Source organism: Rheinheimera soli, assembly GCF_031457405.1.
Taxonomy (GTDB): Bacteria; Pseudomonadota; Gammaproteobacteria; order Enterobacterales; family Alteromonadaceae; genus Pararheinheimera; species Pararheinheimera soli_A.
In genome coordinates, this window is record NZ_JAVDWR010000031.1 from 1 (window position 1) to 16386 (window position 16386).

At 44.3% G+C, this 16386-nt stretch carries 3 protein-coding genes; all 3 read left to right on the forward strand.

Annotated elements, in window-relative coordinates; translation table 11 throughout:
* On the forward strand, positions 1–2740 hold a 2740-nt coding region (locus tag J2W69_RS20030; protein WP_310281905.1), incomplete at its 5' end, for a non-ribosomal peptide synthetase.
* The gene (locus tag J2W69_RS20035; RefSeq protein WP_310281907.1) at positions 2740–10527 is read left to right on the forward strand and encodes a non-ribosomal peptide synthetase; all 7788 of its coding nucleotides are present in this window, start codon (positions 2740–2742) and stop codon (positions 10525–10527) included. The genes J2W69_RS20030 and J2W69_RS20035, both read left to right, overlap by 1 nt.
* Positions 10524–16386, forward strand: a 5863-nt coding sequence (locus J2W69_RS20040; protein WP_310281909.1) for a non-ribosomal peptide synthetase, incomplete at its 3' end; no start/stop codon positions are given. The genes J2W69_RS20035 and J2W69_RS20040, both read left to right, overlap by 4 nt.

Below are 16386 nucleotides of genomic sequence, written 5' to 3' on the forward strand. Positions count from 1 at the left end.
CCGTTATCATCAGTTGCTGCAGGGGCGAACGCCTGAGCCATTAGTGCAAGAGCATATTTATCGGGAGTATATTGCGCTTGAGCAGAAGGCGTTAGTCAATGCTGACTCTAAAACGCACTTTACTGATATGTTGGCTGAGGCCCCGATTCAACAGCTGCCGGGGAATATGAGTGCTGAGGAGCAATCAAAACACAGCCAACATTCTGTTGATGCGTTTAGTTCTCGATCTAAACAATTAATCGAGTTGTCAGGTTCTTTAGGTGTGCCGTTACAGGCCGTGTTGCAAACTATTCATATAAAGGTTCTACACTTTATTAGCGGACAAAAGAAAGTGCTAACCAATGTTGTGCACAATGGTCGTCCTGAAACCGAAGGGGGGGATGCGGGCATTGGACTATTTTTGAACTCTATACCTATGGTGATTGAACCTAAAGTAGGGGATTGGAAGAGCCTGATTGAGCAAGTGATACAGGTCAACAACCAAACCTTGCCTCATCGTCATTATCCTTTAGCTCAGATAGCGCAAGATACGGGTCTTAGTTTTGATGAAGTGTTGTTTAACTACACCCATTTTCATGTATTTGAGCAAGTAGATGTGAATGAAGATGTTGAGAAGATGTCGCTTTTGGCGTCTTCTGAATTTGAACAAACTAACTTCGGTTTGACGGTAGATACACAGCGGGGAGGTGACGATGACAGTCTTGGTTTGAGTTTGCGTTATGACAGCAGTCGTTTTAGTTATGATTTTATAAAGCGCATGAGTAATTACTTTATTCAGGCTACAGACTTGTTACTCAGTGATGTTAACGCAAACAGTTATGAACTGAGCTTATTATCAGAGCAGGAACGGCAGCTATTATTGTTCGATTACAACTCAACCACCAATGATTATTGCTCTGAGAGCAATATTCATGGATTATTTGAAACCCAAGTGCAGCAAACACCTGATGCTGTTGCATTGGAGTTTGAGGATAAACGCTTAAGCTATGCGGAGCTCAATGACAAAGCGAATGCGTTGGCTGGTTACCTGATTGAGCATTATCAGCTCGGCCAGGAGTCTTTAGTTGGGATCTACCTTGAGCGTTCGATTGAGATGGTTGTGGCAGTGTTAGCAACCTTGAAAGCAGGTGGGGCTTATGTGCCGTTAGATCCCGACTATCCACAAAGTCGACTGAACTTTATGTTAGAAGATGCAAGTCCTCATGTAGTGCTTTCAAACAACGGGTTGGCTTCAAAATTGTCAGGTGTAAAGACAGTTTGTTTAGACGACGAACAACTGAACTCGGACTTACATCAAAAAAACAATTGCATCTTGCCTAGTGTTGCAGCAAATCAATTGGCTTATGTGATTTACACCTCTGGTTCTACAGGACAACCAAAGGGGGTGATGGTTGAACATCAGGCTTTAGTCAATCGTATTAGCTGGATGGAACGTGAGTATGTCACACAACCCGGCGATAAGGTGTTGCAAAAGACACCATTTAGTTTTGATGTGTCTGTCTGGGAGTTGATGTGGCCACTTGTTAAAGGCGCCACTTTGGTGATGACTCGTCCCGGCGGACATAAAGAACCAGAGTATTTAGTTAATACTATTCGTTTCCATAAAATCACCAGAATTCATTTTGTGCCATCGATGTTAAGTAGTTTGTTGGCGCAACAGGATTTGTCTGACTGTCATTCTTTAAGGCAGGTTTTCTGTAGTGGTGAAGCGCTTGGGCAGAAATTGGCGATAAGTTTTATAGAACAATATCCTCATATTGCTTTGCATAATTTATATGGTCCAACCGAGGCTGCAATCGACGTCACTTACTATCACTGTCAGGCTGATTTGACAGAGAGTACCTCGACACCGATTGGGCGTCCTATTGATAACACTCAATTATATGTTTTGGGAGCAAATAAATCATTGCTGCCACACGGCGCTGCGGGTGAGCTGTATATTGGCGGTGTTGGTTTGGCACGTGGCTACTTGGGGCGTCCTGAGTTGACCGCTGAGCGCTTTATTGACAATCCATACTATCAAAGTGAGCAAGGTCAGTCCCAACGTTTATATCGGACCGGTGACTTGGTGAAGTGGTTGCCAACTGGTAATCTAGCTTATTTGGGGCGTTTGGACCAACAGGTAAAGGTTAGGGGCTTTAGGATAGAAATAGGTGAAGTCGAAAACGCTATTGCCACTTATGAAGATGTCAGAGACTCTGTGGTTGTAATGAGCGCTTTACCGTCTGGAGAAAATGGTCTGGTTGCATATGTTGTCGCCCCAAGCATTACCGAAGAAACTGAAGAGAGCTTCTGTGAAGGGTTAAGACAGCACCTATTGGCTTTGCTACCTGAGTACATGTTGCCAATGGTCACCATGTTACTGGGCGCTTTACCATTAACCGCCAATGGCAAATTAGATCGTCGAGCGTTGCCTGCTGTTGATGTGACAGCGCATCTGAAGCAATACGTTGCCCCTCGTACACAAACCGAAGAAGTTTTGTGTCGGGTGTGGCATGAGGTCCTTGGGGTTGAGCCAGTAGGTATTTACCATAACTTCTTTGAACTCGGTGGGCATTCGCTATTGGCGGTGAATGTTATATCTCAAATCAAAGGTACTATGGATGCAGATATCCAACTTAGAGATTTCTTTAATGGAGCTACCATTGCTGAAATTGCTACTCAAATAGATACGCAGCGACTGAACAAAGCAAACATGAGAAGTTTCGATGAAAGCATGTTAGAAGAAGGGGTTTTCTAATGATTAGTGAACTCATCTTAAAAGCCGCGCAAAGCGGCATATATCTTTATGTTGAGCAAGGACGTCTGGCCTTTACAGCGCAAAAAGGTGCGATGTCTGCTGAACTTAAAACGAAGATTGCCGAAAATAAGGATGCCATTATTGAGTATCTACAAAATAAGCAACAAGGTAGTGGCTTTGCATTACCCATAATCACTGCCAAATGTAATAGCATGGAAAGTGTGCCTTTATCTTTTGCCCAACAAAGCTTGTGGTTGTTGGATAATATTGAGCAAGGTACGCCGCAGTATAACATTCCTTTTATGCTCAAGCTTGAAGGTGATTTATCCGTTAGCTCCTTAAATAAGGCTTTTTTTGCGATAATTGAACGCCATCACAGCCTCAGAACGTTCTTTGTGGTTGATGACTCAGGGCAGCCGAAACAACGAGTCAAAATGGTCGAGCTGTTCAGCTTAACTGAATATGATTATAGCCATCTTGAAGGGGAAAGTTTGTATGCGGCCGTCAACGAGCTGGCAGTAAAAGAAGTGACGCATATATTTGACCTTGGCAATGAACTGTTGTTTAAAGGCCAGTTGATTAAGAGTGGCGAGCATGAGCACATCTTGCTGCTGAATATGCATCACATTGTTTCTGATGGCTGGTCTGTAGGTGTTTTAATCAATGAGTTTACTGTTTGGTATAGACACTTTAGCGAGTGCACTTTGGCAGCATTGACCCCATTAGCGATTCAATATGGCGATTATGCAATTTGGCAACGGGAATACTTTTCTGGTGAGCTCTATCAGCAGCATTTAAATTATTGGACTACTCAGTTGGCAAACTTACCTTTGGTGCACAGTTTGCCAACAGATTTTGTCCGTCCTAAAGAACAAAGTTATGAAGGGGCGATTTATCGTAATCAGGTTGCTAAGTCTTTGGTCACACCCTTCAATAAACTTTGTCAGCAAGTTGGTGCTTCTCAATTTATAGGGATACATACGTTATTGACTGTGTTGTTGTCACGCTGGAGTAATGAAACTGATATTGTTATCGGAACGCCAGTCTCTAATCGTGAGCAGCCTGAAATAATTAATTTGATTGGTTATTTTGTTAATACTGTAGTTCTGCGTACAGATGTAGCTGATGATCCAGACTTTTTATCTTTGTTAAAACGTAATAAGCAGGTAATGTTAGAGGCGCTTTCTCATCAAATGGTGCCGTTTGAACAGGTGGTAGAGAGTCTACAGCCAAAGCGAGATTTGAGCTTTAGCCCTCTGTTTCAAATATTACTGTCTTATACTGGCAAGAAGCAACAAGCTATTGAATTGCCTAATTTGACTGTAAGTGCAGTCGAGCTGCCAACAACCACATCTAAGTACGACTTTACGCTCAATGTAATAGAAACCAATGATGGTTTAACTTTGGAATGGCAATACTCAAAAAGTCTATTTTCTGAAAATACTTTTAAACGAGCAGCAAACTATTTCGTTACGTTGTTAAAGGCGGTAATAAGGGATAACCGAGTAAAAATTTCTACGCTTAATCTGTTGCCAGATGATGAGCGTGCGACTTTGCTCTCAGCCAGTTTGGGGCCGAAAACTGATTTTGGTCAATCGTTCTGCGTCCATGAGATATTTGAAGCGTGTGTAATGCGTAATCCACATGCTTTGGCATTAGTGTCCGGAAATCAGCATCTTAGCTATCAGGAGTTGAATGAGCGCTCCGATAAATTAGCCGCATTTTTGCAGTATAAAGACTTAAAAGACAATCAATTAGTTGCTATCTGTTTTGAGCGCTCCATTGAAATGATTGTTTCTATGCTGGCAGTGTTGAAGGCTGGATGTGCTTATGTACCTTTGGACCCAGAGTATCCTCAGGACAGACTTTGCTTTATGCTTGAAGACGCTGAAACTAGTATTATTTTAACCCACCAAAAGCTGATAGATAAGCTGTCATCACTTGTATCAGACAATATTCAATTGATTGCTGTAGATTCACGCTGGTCTGAAATATCACAAAGTGGCGGTCAATTGTTGCCTAAATGCATGACTTCAGGGAACAACTCTAAAGAAAATCAGCTTGCATATATGATGTATACCTCAGGGTCTACCGGTCAGCCCAAAGGCGTGATGGTAGAGCACAGAGGGATTAATCGTCTTGTGCTTAATACGGATTATATAAGTATTAGCGACAAGGATATTATTCTACAATATTGCTCAATTTCTTTTGATGTGGCGACATTTGAGATCTGGGGGGCGCTATTAAATGGTGCAAAACTGGTTATTGCCCCTCCCGGCAGTGATGTTATCGCTGAAGTATGCGAGATAGTTCAAAGTCAGAAGGTCAGTGTTTTATGGCTAACTTCTGGTTTGTTTCAGTTATCGGTAAGTAACTATCTTGATAAATTGAGCCACGTACGCGTAATGCTTGCTGGTGGCGATGTTGTGCCCCTTGATACAACAAAAAAATTCTTAGACCATTGTAAGGGGGCCACATTTGTTAATGGTTATGGGCCAACTGAAAATACGACTTTCACCACTTGCCATGTTATAAGTGGTCACATAAATGAACAACTGAAGTCTTTACCAATAGGCAAGCCGATCGCCAATACCCAAGTGTATATTCTCGACCAGAACAACCAACTTGTGCCAATAGGCGTACCCGGAGAGTTGCATGCGTGCGGTGATGGTTTGGCTAGAGGTTATTTTAATCGTCCAGAGTTGAGTGCCGAGAAGTTTGTTCCAAACCCGTTTGAGCCTGGTACCTTAATGTATAAAACAGGGGATATGGCACGTTGGTTAGAAGACGGTACCATTGAGTTTTTAGGCAGAAAAGACACCCAAATTAAGATTCGCGGTTTCCGTATTGAGCTTGAAGAGATTGAGGCACAACTTAATCAACATGCTTCGATTAAAGATTCTGTGGTCATTGCCATTACGCAGGCAGATAGCAAGCATCTTGTTGCTTATTATGTTGTCGATGACTCTATTGCAGAGCAAAATGAAAGTTTGCCCAGTGATGCACTAAAAGCTCATTTACAACAGAGTTTGCCTGATTTTATGTTACCCGCAGCCTTTGTTGGTATTAAACAAATCCCATTGACTCCCAATGGCAAAGTAGACCGTCGCAAGTTAACTGCCTTGGAAGTTCATTTTGAATCAAGCCAAAGTTATGTTGCACCAAGTAGCGATATAGAGGAAAGTTTGGTTGCGGTCTGGGCTGATGTTTTGGATATTGCAGCCCATAAGATTGGAGTAAACGATAATTTCTTTGAACTTGGTGGTCATTCTTTATTGGTGATGCAATTGCTGCCTAAAATGCGGCAAATGGGGATGAATCTAACGGCGCGACAGATATTCTTAACACCAACGATCAAAGCTCTGGCTAGGGCTGTTTTTTCAGAACATTTAAGTGAGTTCAGTGCGCCTGACAATCTGATTCCACCAGATTGTCAACACATTACAACCAATATGTTGCCTTTAGTGAATTTAGATGAAAAAGAGCTTGCCCTTATTATTGAGCAAGTACCAAATGGTCCCAGCAATATTCAGGATATTTATCCACTAGGTCCTTTGCAACAAGGGATATTGTTTCATCATATGATAAGTCGTGAAGCAGACCCTTATATTTTGCCATTGTTGTTCAAGGTCAAAAACAAGCAGGCTGTCGATGGATTTTTAGCCGCACTTGCGTTTGTAGTCGCTCGTCACGAAGCGTTAAGGATTGCCGTAATATGGAAAGGGTTAGAGAAGCCCGTGCAGGTTGTGTGTCGTAAGGTAGAGCTACCAGTCAAATGGCTACAAAGTGATAACACGAAAACACCATTTGCTCAGATGATGTCGCTGACAGCAACACAAATGCAATATATGGATTTATCCTTAGCGCCACTCTTTGAAGTGAACCTGATGGAAGATACTGAAACTGAGCAGTATTTCTTGTTGCTCAGACTCCATCATTTGATCTCCGATCACGTAGGATTAGAAATCCTGTTGCGTGAAATAGCGGCACATCAAGCTGGGGATATACAATCGCTTTCAACCCCTGTGCCTTATAGAGAATTTATTGCTTACACACAAAAGCAAGAAACTCAAACTGATGCCACAGCCTATTTTATTAAGCAATTTGCTGATGTCGAAGAGCCTACTTTGGCGTTTAATTTATTAAACGTGCAAGGAGATGGCAGAAATATCAATGAATTGCGCAAACCTATACCTTGGGACATCAATCAACAGTTACGCGCTGTGGCGAGACAGCTGAATGTTAGCCCTGCGGTGCTCTTTCATGCGGCTTGGGCTATTTTTGTCTCTGCCTGTAGCGGTAAGGTCGATGTGGTATTTGGTACTGTTTTGTCCGGCAGATTGCAGGGCATGCCAGGAGCAAATGCGACCGTTGGGGTACTGATGAATACGCTGCCGTTGCGTGTTAAGCTCGCTGAGTGCAGTGTCTTGGCACTGGTTAATGACGTCAAAACGGCGTTAGCTGAGCTATTACCTTATGAGCAAACTTCTTTATCCTTGGCGCAACGATGCTCGGCATTGCCTGGAAGCACGCCGTTATTTAATTCCATACTCAACTACCGTCATTCTCGGCCAGAAGATATTGCTGCTACTGAACATTCAGATTTTGAACTCATCAGAGGCATAGAAAGAACTAACTTCCCGTTGAGTCTGGCAGTCGATGAATTAGGGAATGGGTTTGAACTCACTTTCCAAACTGCACCCTCATTGAGTGTTGACCGCGTTATGAGTTATATGTGTTGCACGTTGGCTTCATTGGTGAGTTGTTTGTCACAACGCCCCAATGCGCCTATCCGTGAAGTTTCAGTTTTACCAGCAAATGAAAAGCACCAGCTGACAGCAGAGTTTAATGCGACTTACACGGAGTACACAGCTAAAACGGTCTGTCTCCATCAGTTGTTTGAATCTCAAGTGAAGCAAACTCCAGATACGATTGCTTTGGTGTTTGATGATGAAAAGCTCAGTTACGCTAGATTGAATGCCAAAGCGAATAAATTGGCTCACTACTTAGTATCTGAGCATAACGTGAAACCTGACAGTCTGGTTGGGATCTGTTTAGAACGATCTGCCGATATGGTGGTCGCTATATTAGCGGTGCTGAAGGCCGGCGGGGCTTATGTGCCGATGGACCCGGAATACCCTGAGTCTCGCTTAAATTATATATTGGAAGACTCGGGCCTAGACCTGGTTATCAGCAATTCAGCTTTGCTTATGAAGTTGCCTCCATTAAAGACATACTCTTTGAGCTTTGATTTGCTAATGGCCGCAGACCGTTGGCAAGATTTAGCTAGTACTAATCTGACTACGAATCTGGGTCTTAATGCTAATCATTTGGCGTATGTGATTTATACATCGGGTTCAACCGGTAAACCTAAAGGCGTAATGGTAGAGCATCACAGTGTGGTTAACTTTTTGTTTAGCATGGCAGAAAATCCGGGGATCAGTTGCGATGATGCACTGTTAGCTGTGACATCTACCTCATTTGATATTCATGTTCTGGAGTTATTCTTGCCTTTGACTGTAGGGGCTGTGTTGGTGGTTGCAAGCAAGCCTGCGACAATTGACCCTCAAGCATTGATTCGCTTAATAAACAACGAACAAATCAGTGTGATGCAAGCGACTCCTGCCACTTGGAAAATGTTGTTAGATGCTGGTTGGAAAAATCAAAGTCGCCTGAAAGTGCTTTGTGGTGGTGAAGCTCTTAGTGAAACGTTAGCCAAGACTCTGATGGATCAGAAACATATTGAACTTTGGAATATGTATGGGCCTACGGAAACTACAATTTGGTCGGCAGTTAAAAAGATTTCACCTCAGGAACAGAACGTTTGTATCGGCGGTCCTATTGCGAATACTCAATTTTATGTGGTTAATGAAACGTGTTCGTTATCACCTGTTGGAGTGCCTGGCGAGTTATTGATTGGTGGTGATGGCTTGGCCAGGGGGTATTTGAATAAAGCGGATTTAACGCAGTCACAGTTTATAAATAATCCATTTCATGATGAATCTAACTCTGGCATCTCAAAGCGCTTGTATCGTACAGGTGACTTGGTTTGTTGGTTGCCTGATGGTCAGCTCCGGTACCTCGGCCGTGCTGACCAGCAAGTTAAGATTCGTGGTTTCAGGGTTGAGTGCGGTGAAATAGAAAATCAGCTAAGAAGTTATCAGGGCGTAAAAGATGTTGTGGTCATTGCACATAAAACTGAAGATGCCGACGCGCAATTGCTATGTTATTTTGTAGGCGAGACGGAACAGAAAAACCGTACACAGCTATCATTTAGTTTGTTCTATTTTGGTGCTCAACACAGTCTTAAAAATGATCTTTATGAGTTTTATCTCAACTCGGGGAAATATGCCGATGTTCATGGGTTTGAAGCGATCTGGACACCCGAGCGTCACTTCGATCCGGTTGGGGCTTTGTATCCCAACCCATCGATTTTAAGTGCTGCTTTGGCTGCTGTGACCAAACAGATAAAGCTTCGCTCAGGTAGTGTCGTGATGCCGTTGCATGATCCGATTCGTGTGGCTGAGGAATGGTCTGTGGTCGATAACCTTTCTCAAGGCCGCGTTGGGTTGGCTGTTGCAAGCGGTTGGCACTCCCGAGATTTTGTGTTAAATCCAGAGGGTTTTGCACAACGCAAAACCCATGTTGTCGAAGGTGTCAAGACCATACAGTCGTTGTGGCAAGGTGAAACCATTACGCGAATAGATGGTAATCAACAGCCCATAGATATTGAGATCTTTCCAAAACCAGTGCAGCAGCAATTGCCTATTTGGGTGACCGCTGCAGGTAATCCAGATACTTTTATCGAAGCTGGACGTTTAGGCGCAAATTTGCTTACTCATCTTTTAGGTCAAGCCATTGAGGAAGTGGAAGCAAATGTTAATTTGTATCGCGCCTCGTTAGCCAAACATGGCCATGAACCTGCTAAGGGGAGGGTCACCTTGATGGTCCATACCTATTTAGCTGAAGATCTGCAAGATGCCTTGGAAAAAGCTCGCAAGCCGTTCATCAATTACATGCGCGCTCATGTAGCGTTGGTAAAACCTTTGTTAGCAGGACTGGGAATTACCGAACAAGAGCTCGTAGATGTAGATGAAGAAGACCTGCTAAGCTTTGCCTATCTCCGATATACCCGTACATCGTCTTTAATCGGCACAACTGAAAGTGTGCTACCAATGCTACAAAAGATAATGAATGCCGGTGTCAATGAGGTTGCTTGTTTAGTTGACTGGATGGATGAAGATCTGGCATTTGCCGGGTTACCGTTGATTAGCGAATTAATGGAACTCAGTAAAGATATGCAGTTATCTTCAGATAGTGTTGAGAAATCCTTGCGCCGCGAACTTCATGGGAAACTGCCTAACTATATGGTGCCGAGCGCGTTCTTTAAATTGGATGCATTGCCACTGACACCTAACGGGAAAATTGACCGCAAAGCCCTACCTTTACCTGAAACCCTTGCGCTCTGGCGCTATGTCAAGCCACAAACTAAAACGGAAAAACGTCTCAGTCAACTGTGGTCAGAGGTATTGGAGGTCGAGCAGATTGGTTTGGCGGACAATTTCTTCCAATTAGGCGGGCATTCACTGCTTGCTATGAAACTTCAGACCAAGTTAAAAGAAACATTCAATGTCGATTTTGCGGTGGATTTATTTTTTGAATTAACAGACTTAGAAAGTTTTGCTGCATATATTGATTCAGCAATTGCTATTAACATACAGAATTTTAATTTCTTTTCTAATGATGTTAGTGAAGAAATAATAGATACGGAAAATTTTACAATATGAACTTGTCAGAACTATTTAAGGCACTTGCCAGCAAAAGTATCAAGCTAACACTTGAGGGCGGCTCTCTGAATATCAATGCACCTAAAGGTGCAATGACTCAAGAAATCCTTATTGGGCTTAAAGAACACAAAGCAAAATTGATTGATTATTTGCAACGTTCTGTTATTCAGGAAAATGCGATTAAACCGGTCAAGGCTGATGGTTTCATTCCATTATCGCACGCCCAGCAAAGTTTATGGTTATTGAATCATATTGAGCAAGCTAGCTCCCACTATAATGATGCTTTTTCACTAACTCTGACAGGTGAGCTGGATAAGCAAGCCATGGATAAAGCGTTTAGTACTATCTTTGAACGGCACGAAAGCTTACGTACCAGCTTTCTTTTGGGGGAAAATAATTTACCCTATCAGTTTATTCATGAAGCCAAACATTATCAGGTACCAGTCACTGATGTAAGTGATATCAAAGGGGCTGCGCAGGCAGAAAAAGTGGCGCAGCTAACCAAAGCAGAAGCTGCTCAGTGTTTTGACTTAAGCTGCGATTTATTACTTAGAACCTGTTTGGTTCAGCGCAGTCATGACAGTTTCACTTTATTAGTTACTTTGCATCACATAGCATCCGATGGATGGTCTATTGGAGTATTAATAAGTGAGTTTTGCGCACTTTATTCCGCTTATGTTAAAGGGGATGAGAACCCGTTAGCGCCTTTACCGATCCAGTACTCTGATTATGCCTACTGGCAGCGTCAATGGGTCGCTGGTCCAGAATACCAAAAGCAACTCGGTTATTGGCGTAAACAGCTTGAAGGTGCGCCAGCGCTGCACAACTTGCAGTTGGATTTTCCCCGTGGACCACAGCAAACCTTTGACGGTGCAACTCATGTTTCCACACTTGACTCTGAAGTTTTTAAGAAACTGATAGCACTGTGTAAGGATACTGGTGCTTCTGTGTTTATGGGTATCCACGCTGCATTTTCTGCGTTTATAGCGCGCTACTCTAACGAAACCGATATTGTGGTCGGTACGCCCATAGCGAACCGTAGTCAACAAGAGCTAGAAGGCTTAATCGGTTTCTTTATTAATATTTTGGTACTACGTGCAGATTTATCTGAAAGACCATCATTTTATGAGCTATTAAAACAAAGCAAATCTTTGCTGCTTGATGCCTATGCCAGGTCTCAGGTGCCATTTGAAAAAGTTGTGGAAGAGGTGCAGCCAGTCCGCAGTCTCAATCACACTCCGTTATTTCAGATACTTTTGGTATTTAACAATGAAGGCGAGTCTAATTTTGAACTACCTGGCCTGACACTCTGTACGACTGAACAATACCACGATTTCGCTAAGTATGATCTGACGTTAAATATTTTAGAGTCAAAACATGGTTTATCGTTTAGATGGCAGTACAACTGTGCGCTTCTCAGTGAGGCAACTATTGCTAAAATGGGCCAACATTTCAATATGTTAATCACTTCACTGGTTAGTTCACCGCAAACTGACGTGTTCAAAGCCAACATGTTATTAGCTGGTGAGTCAGAGCAGTTGGTTGATTTATACAACAGAACCTCAGTTACTTATCAGTCGATTAGTTCAGTTCATTCTATGTTTGAACAGAAAGTTGCAGAAAATGGTGAAAGTATTGCCATTATTCTGGGAGAACAATCATTAAGTTATACCCAGCTCAATGAAAAAGCGAATATGCTTGCCGCTTATTTAACGACTCATCAGGGCGTTGCTCAAGGTTCGCTGGTCGGTATTTTCCTGGATCGCAGCGTTGAGATGGTAATATCTGTGTTAGCGGTATTAAAGGCGGGGGGGGCTTATGTGCCAATGGATCCGCTATACCCGCAAAGCCGAATTGCTTACATTGTGCAGGATGCCAGCCCTAAAGCCATTATCAGCAGGATGTCAGTGGCTGAGAAGTTGCCTTCAAAAGATGGTGTTGTTTGTCTGGATGATGAGAGTGTTATAAGTCAATTGACTCAGATCAAGGCAATTGCATTGCCACAGGTCACACCCACTGATCTTGCATATGTCATTTATACCTCTGGTTCTACAGGTCAACCTAAAGGGGTGAGTGTCGAGCACGCACAGGTGCTTAATTACCTTGAGCATGCACGCAGTCAGTATTTCTCACAAGTGACTGGCGCGGTGGTGAGCTCACCATTGTCCTTTGATGCAACAGTGACGAGCCTTTGGGGGGCGTTAGTGTCGGGGAAATCTTTGTATTTGTTTGACTCTGATCCTGCTTCTGAGCTAGAGGCATTGTGCGAACTAATGGGTAATATTGACACTCCAACTTTGTTTAAAGTAACGCCATCTCATCTGGAAGGTATCGCGCAAGTTTATGCCCACCCTACGATCAGTGAACAATGCCATTTATTGGTCGTAGGCGGTGAGCAATTGCGAACAAGTCTTGCACGAAAATGGGTGCAGAAGTTGTTACCAAACAGCATCTTGATTAACGAATATGGTCCAACCGAAACTGTAGTTGGCTGTTCAACATACAGCGTCACAGCAGGTAATGCCATTGAGCTTAATGGTCTGGCTGTACCTGTTGGTTTGGCCGTTGGCAATATGCAGCTTTACGTCTTAAGTGATAATTTGATACCTGTTGGTTTGGGTGTGCCTGGCGAGCTCTATATTGGCGGTAAAAGTGTTGCTAGAGGTTACCTCAATCGTCCTGAACTGACTGCTGAGCGCTTTATTAATAACCCATTTTACCAACGTGGCGATGAGAACAGCTCTGAACGGTTATATCGCTCCGGAGATCTGGTGCGTTGGCTGCCTCAGGGGCAGTTGTCTTACTTGGGCCGTCTTGATTCTCAAATCAAGCTCCGCGGTTTTAGGATTGAGACCGGCGAGGTTGAACATGCATTAAACAACTGCGATAGGGTGGTCGATTGCGTAGTCTTGGTGCAAACCTTACCTTCAGGTCATCAAGGGCTGGTGGCCTATGTTGTCATCGATAAGCTGTCAGAACAAGAGGCTGGTGGTATTCGGGATGAACTGAAGCAGCAGCTTGCTATGCTTTTACCAGATTATATGATGCCTTCTGTCTTTATGTTGCTTAAGGCACTTCCACTGACCGCCAATGGTAAATTGGATACTAAAGCACTGCCGGCACTTGATATGAGTGTGCAACAGCAACAATATGCCGCACCAAACACAGCAATAGAGCAAGCACTTTGTGAGATATGGCAGAACGTATTAGGTATAGACAAAGTCGGGATTCACGACAATTTCTTTGAACTTGGTGGTCATTCATTGCTGGTGATGCAAGTGATCTCTGGTTTACAAGAACGCAATATTGTTATGGAAGTCAGGCAGTTGTTTGCCTCGCCTAGATTGTATGATTTGGCTAAAGCGTTAGATAGTCAAGATGTAAAAGATAGGTTCGTTGCGCCTGAAAATCTCATTTCTGTTGACTCTCAGGCTTTGACTCCCCAGATGTTGCCCTTAGTCGAATTGTCCCAACAAGAGATAGATGTGATCTGTAGTCGGGTGCCAGGGGGGGTCGGTAATATTCAGGATATTTATCCGCTAGGTTCGCTACAGCAAGGTATTTTTTTCCATCATATGATGATTCATGATGGTGGCGACCCTTATGTGATGCCATTGCTGTTTAAAGTTCGTGATAAAGACGTCTTAGACAACTTCTTACAAGCAATGACTTTTATTGTTGATCGTCACGATATTCTTCGTACTGCCATTGTTTTTGAATCTTTGACCGAAGCAGTTCAGGTGGTTTTACGTGAGGTAAAATTGCCGATTGAATGGTTACAGACTCCACAAGGGAAAGACCCGCTAGCTTATATGCAAGCAATGTGTGCTCCCGAGCTTCAACATATGGCGCTAGACAAAGCTCCATTACTTAGCATTAAAGTGATGCCTGTGGTTCAGACAGGACAATATCTGTTGCTGGTACAGTTTCATCACATGGTTTCAGATCACGTGGGCTTAGATATTATTCAACGAGAGTTGACCGCGTTTGAGTTGGGCCAAACTGAGTTTCTGGCGGTACCAATGCCATATCGCGAGTTTATTGCCCATACCCTGCATCGAGCCCGTGAGCATGACGCATTTGCCTACTTCAAACAGAACCTTGGTGATGTGAAGCACTCATCGTTGCCCTTTGGCCTGATTAATGTTCAAGGCGATGGCAGTCAGATCAACGAACTTAAAGAAGCAGTTCCTGCTGCAGTATGTGCACAATTACGTCAGGTAGCACGAAGATCTGGTCTGTTTCCTGCCGCTATTTTTCATGCTGCGTGGGGGATCTTGATCGGGGGCTTCAGTGGGCAACAAGATGTTGTATTCGGGACAGTCGTATCAGGACGTTTGCAGGGAACTACTGGTGCCGTTAACACCGTAGGGGTGTTTATGAATACCCTGCCATTCAGAGTGAAACTGCACAATACGTCTGTCACTGAACTGCTCGCTCAAGTGACATTTTCATTGACTGAATTATTGCCTTATGAACAGGCCTCGTTGGCTGCCGCTCAACGCGCTGCGACCATCGCTGATGATGCCCCGCTGTTTAGCAGTATGCTCAACTATCGCCATTCTGCAGTTGGTGACTTAGAAGACTTAGGTAACAGTGATTCCAAGGTTGTACTCATTGCAGGTCAGGAACGCAGTAACTACCCCTTTTGCTTATTGGTGGACGACCTTGCTAAGGGGTTCGAAATTAGTGTGCAGCTGGATAGTGCGGTGGATGCTGTGCAGGTCATGCAGTGCACTCAGGCGTTGATAGCCAAACTCTCTGAGGCTTTATTGCATTCTCCTGAGATGCCTTTGAGTGATTTATTGGCAGGTCCTGCGGCGGTTTATCAGCGCTTTTTGGCAGATCAGCGCTATTACGCTGAGCTGTTGGGCAATGCGCCGAAACAGCAGCTGCCGGGCGCTACAGGCTCATCGGCTGATAAAAGCGCTAAGGTTTGTACACAGGTGTTGACTGAGGTGGCACCAGATGAGATGGCCGCGTTGGCGCAGGGGCTGGATGTGCCTGTGTTGGCGGTGTGGCTGGCGGTGCACTTTTGTGTGCTTGCACAGTTGAGTGGTCAATCCAATGCGTTGAGTTGTGTGGCAGCAGGAGATGAGCTGTTTGTCCTGAGCGCGGGAGTATCACAGCAAAGCTGGGTTGGTTTGATTGCTGAGGTGGCGGCGAAGCTGGCAACACGACAACAATATGGACGTTATCCGATAGCGGCGATAGCACGTCAACAGGGACAATTTTTACAGGAAGTGTTGTTTAGTCTTGATGGCACTGAGGTGGCGCAGGGGTATCAGTTCCAGGTGGATGTACGTCAGGAGGCGGCAGGGGTTGTGTTGTCATTGCGTGATGCCCGTGGCAGTTATGACGCGGTGCAACTTGCACAGATGGCTGGTTACTATACAAAGGCGGTGGCGTTGTGTCTGGCGGATGTGTCGGCCAGTCATGCGGTGTCGTTATTAGACGATGAGGCTCTGACGGACCTGACAGCGCTGGAGAAGGGGGAGGAGCACGGCGAGGAGCCGGCGTTCCTGCTTGAGCAGTTTATCAGTCAGGCGCAGGCCCATCCTGAGCATCTTGCGGTACGGGAAGGTGAGTTAAGTCTGAGCTATCAGGCGTTACTGAGCCGTGTGCAGCGTTTGGGTCATTACCTACGGTCGCTGGATATTGGACCTGGTAGCCGGGTGGGTATTTATCTGCCCCGTGGGATTGCGCAAGTAGTGGCGGTGTTGGGGGTGCATTATGCGGGGGCGTCGTATGTGGCGTTAGAGCTATCCCATCCACGTGCACGGCTGGCGTATCAGGTGAAAGACAGTGATACGGAGTTGTTGTTGCTGAGTAAAGCGCAATCTGGCAGTGAACTGAGCT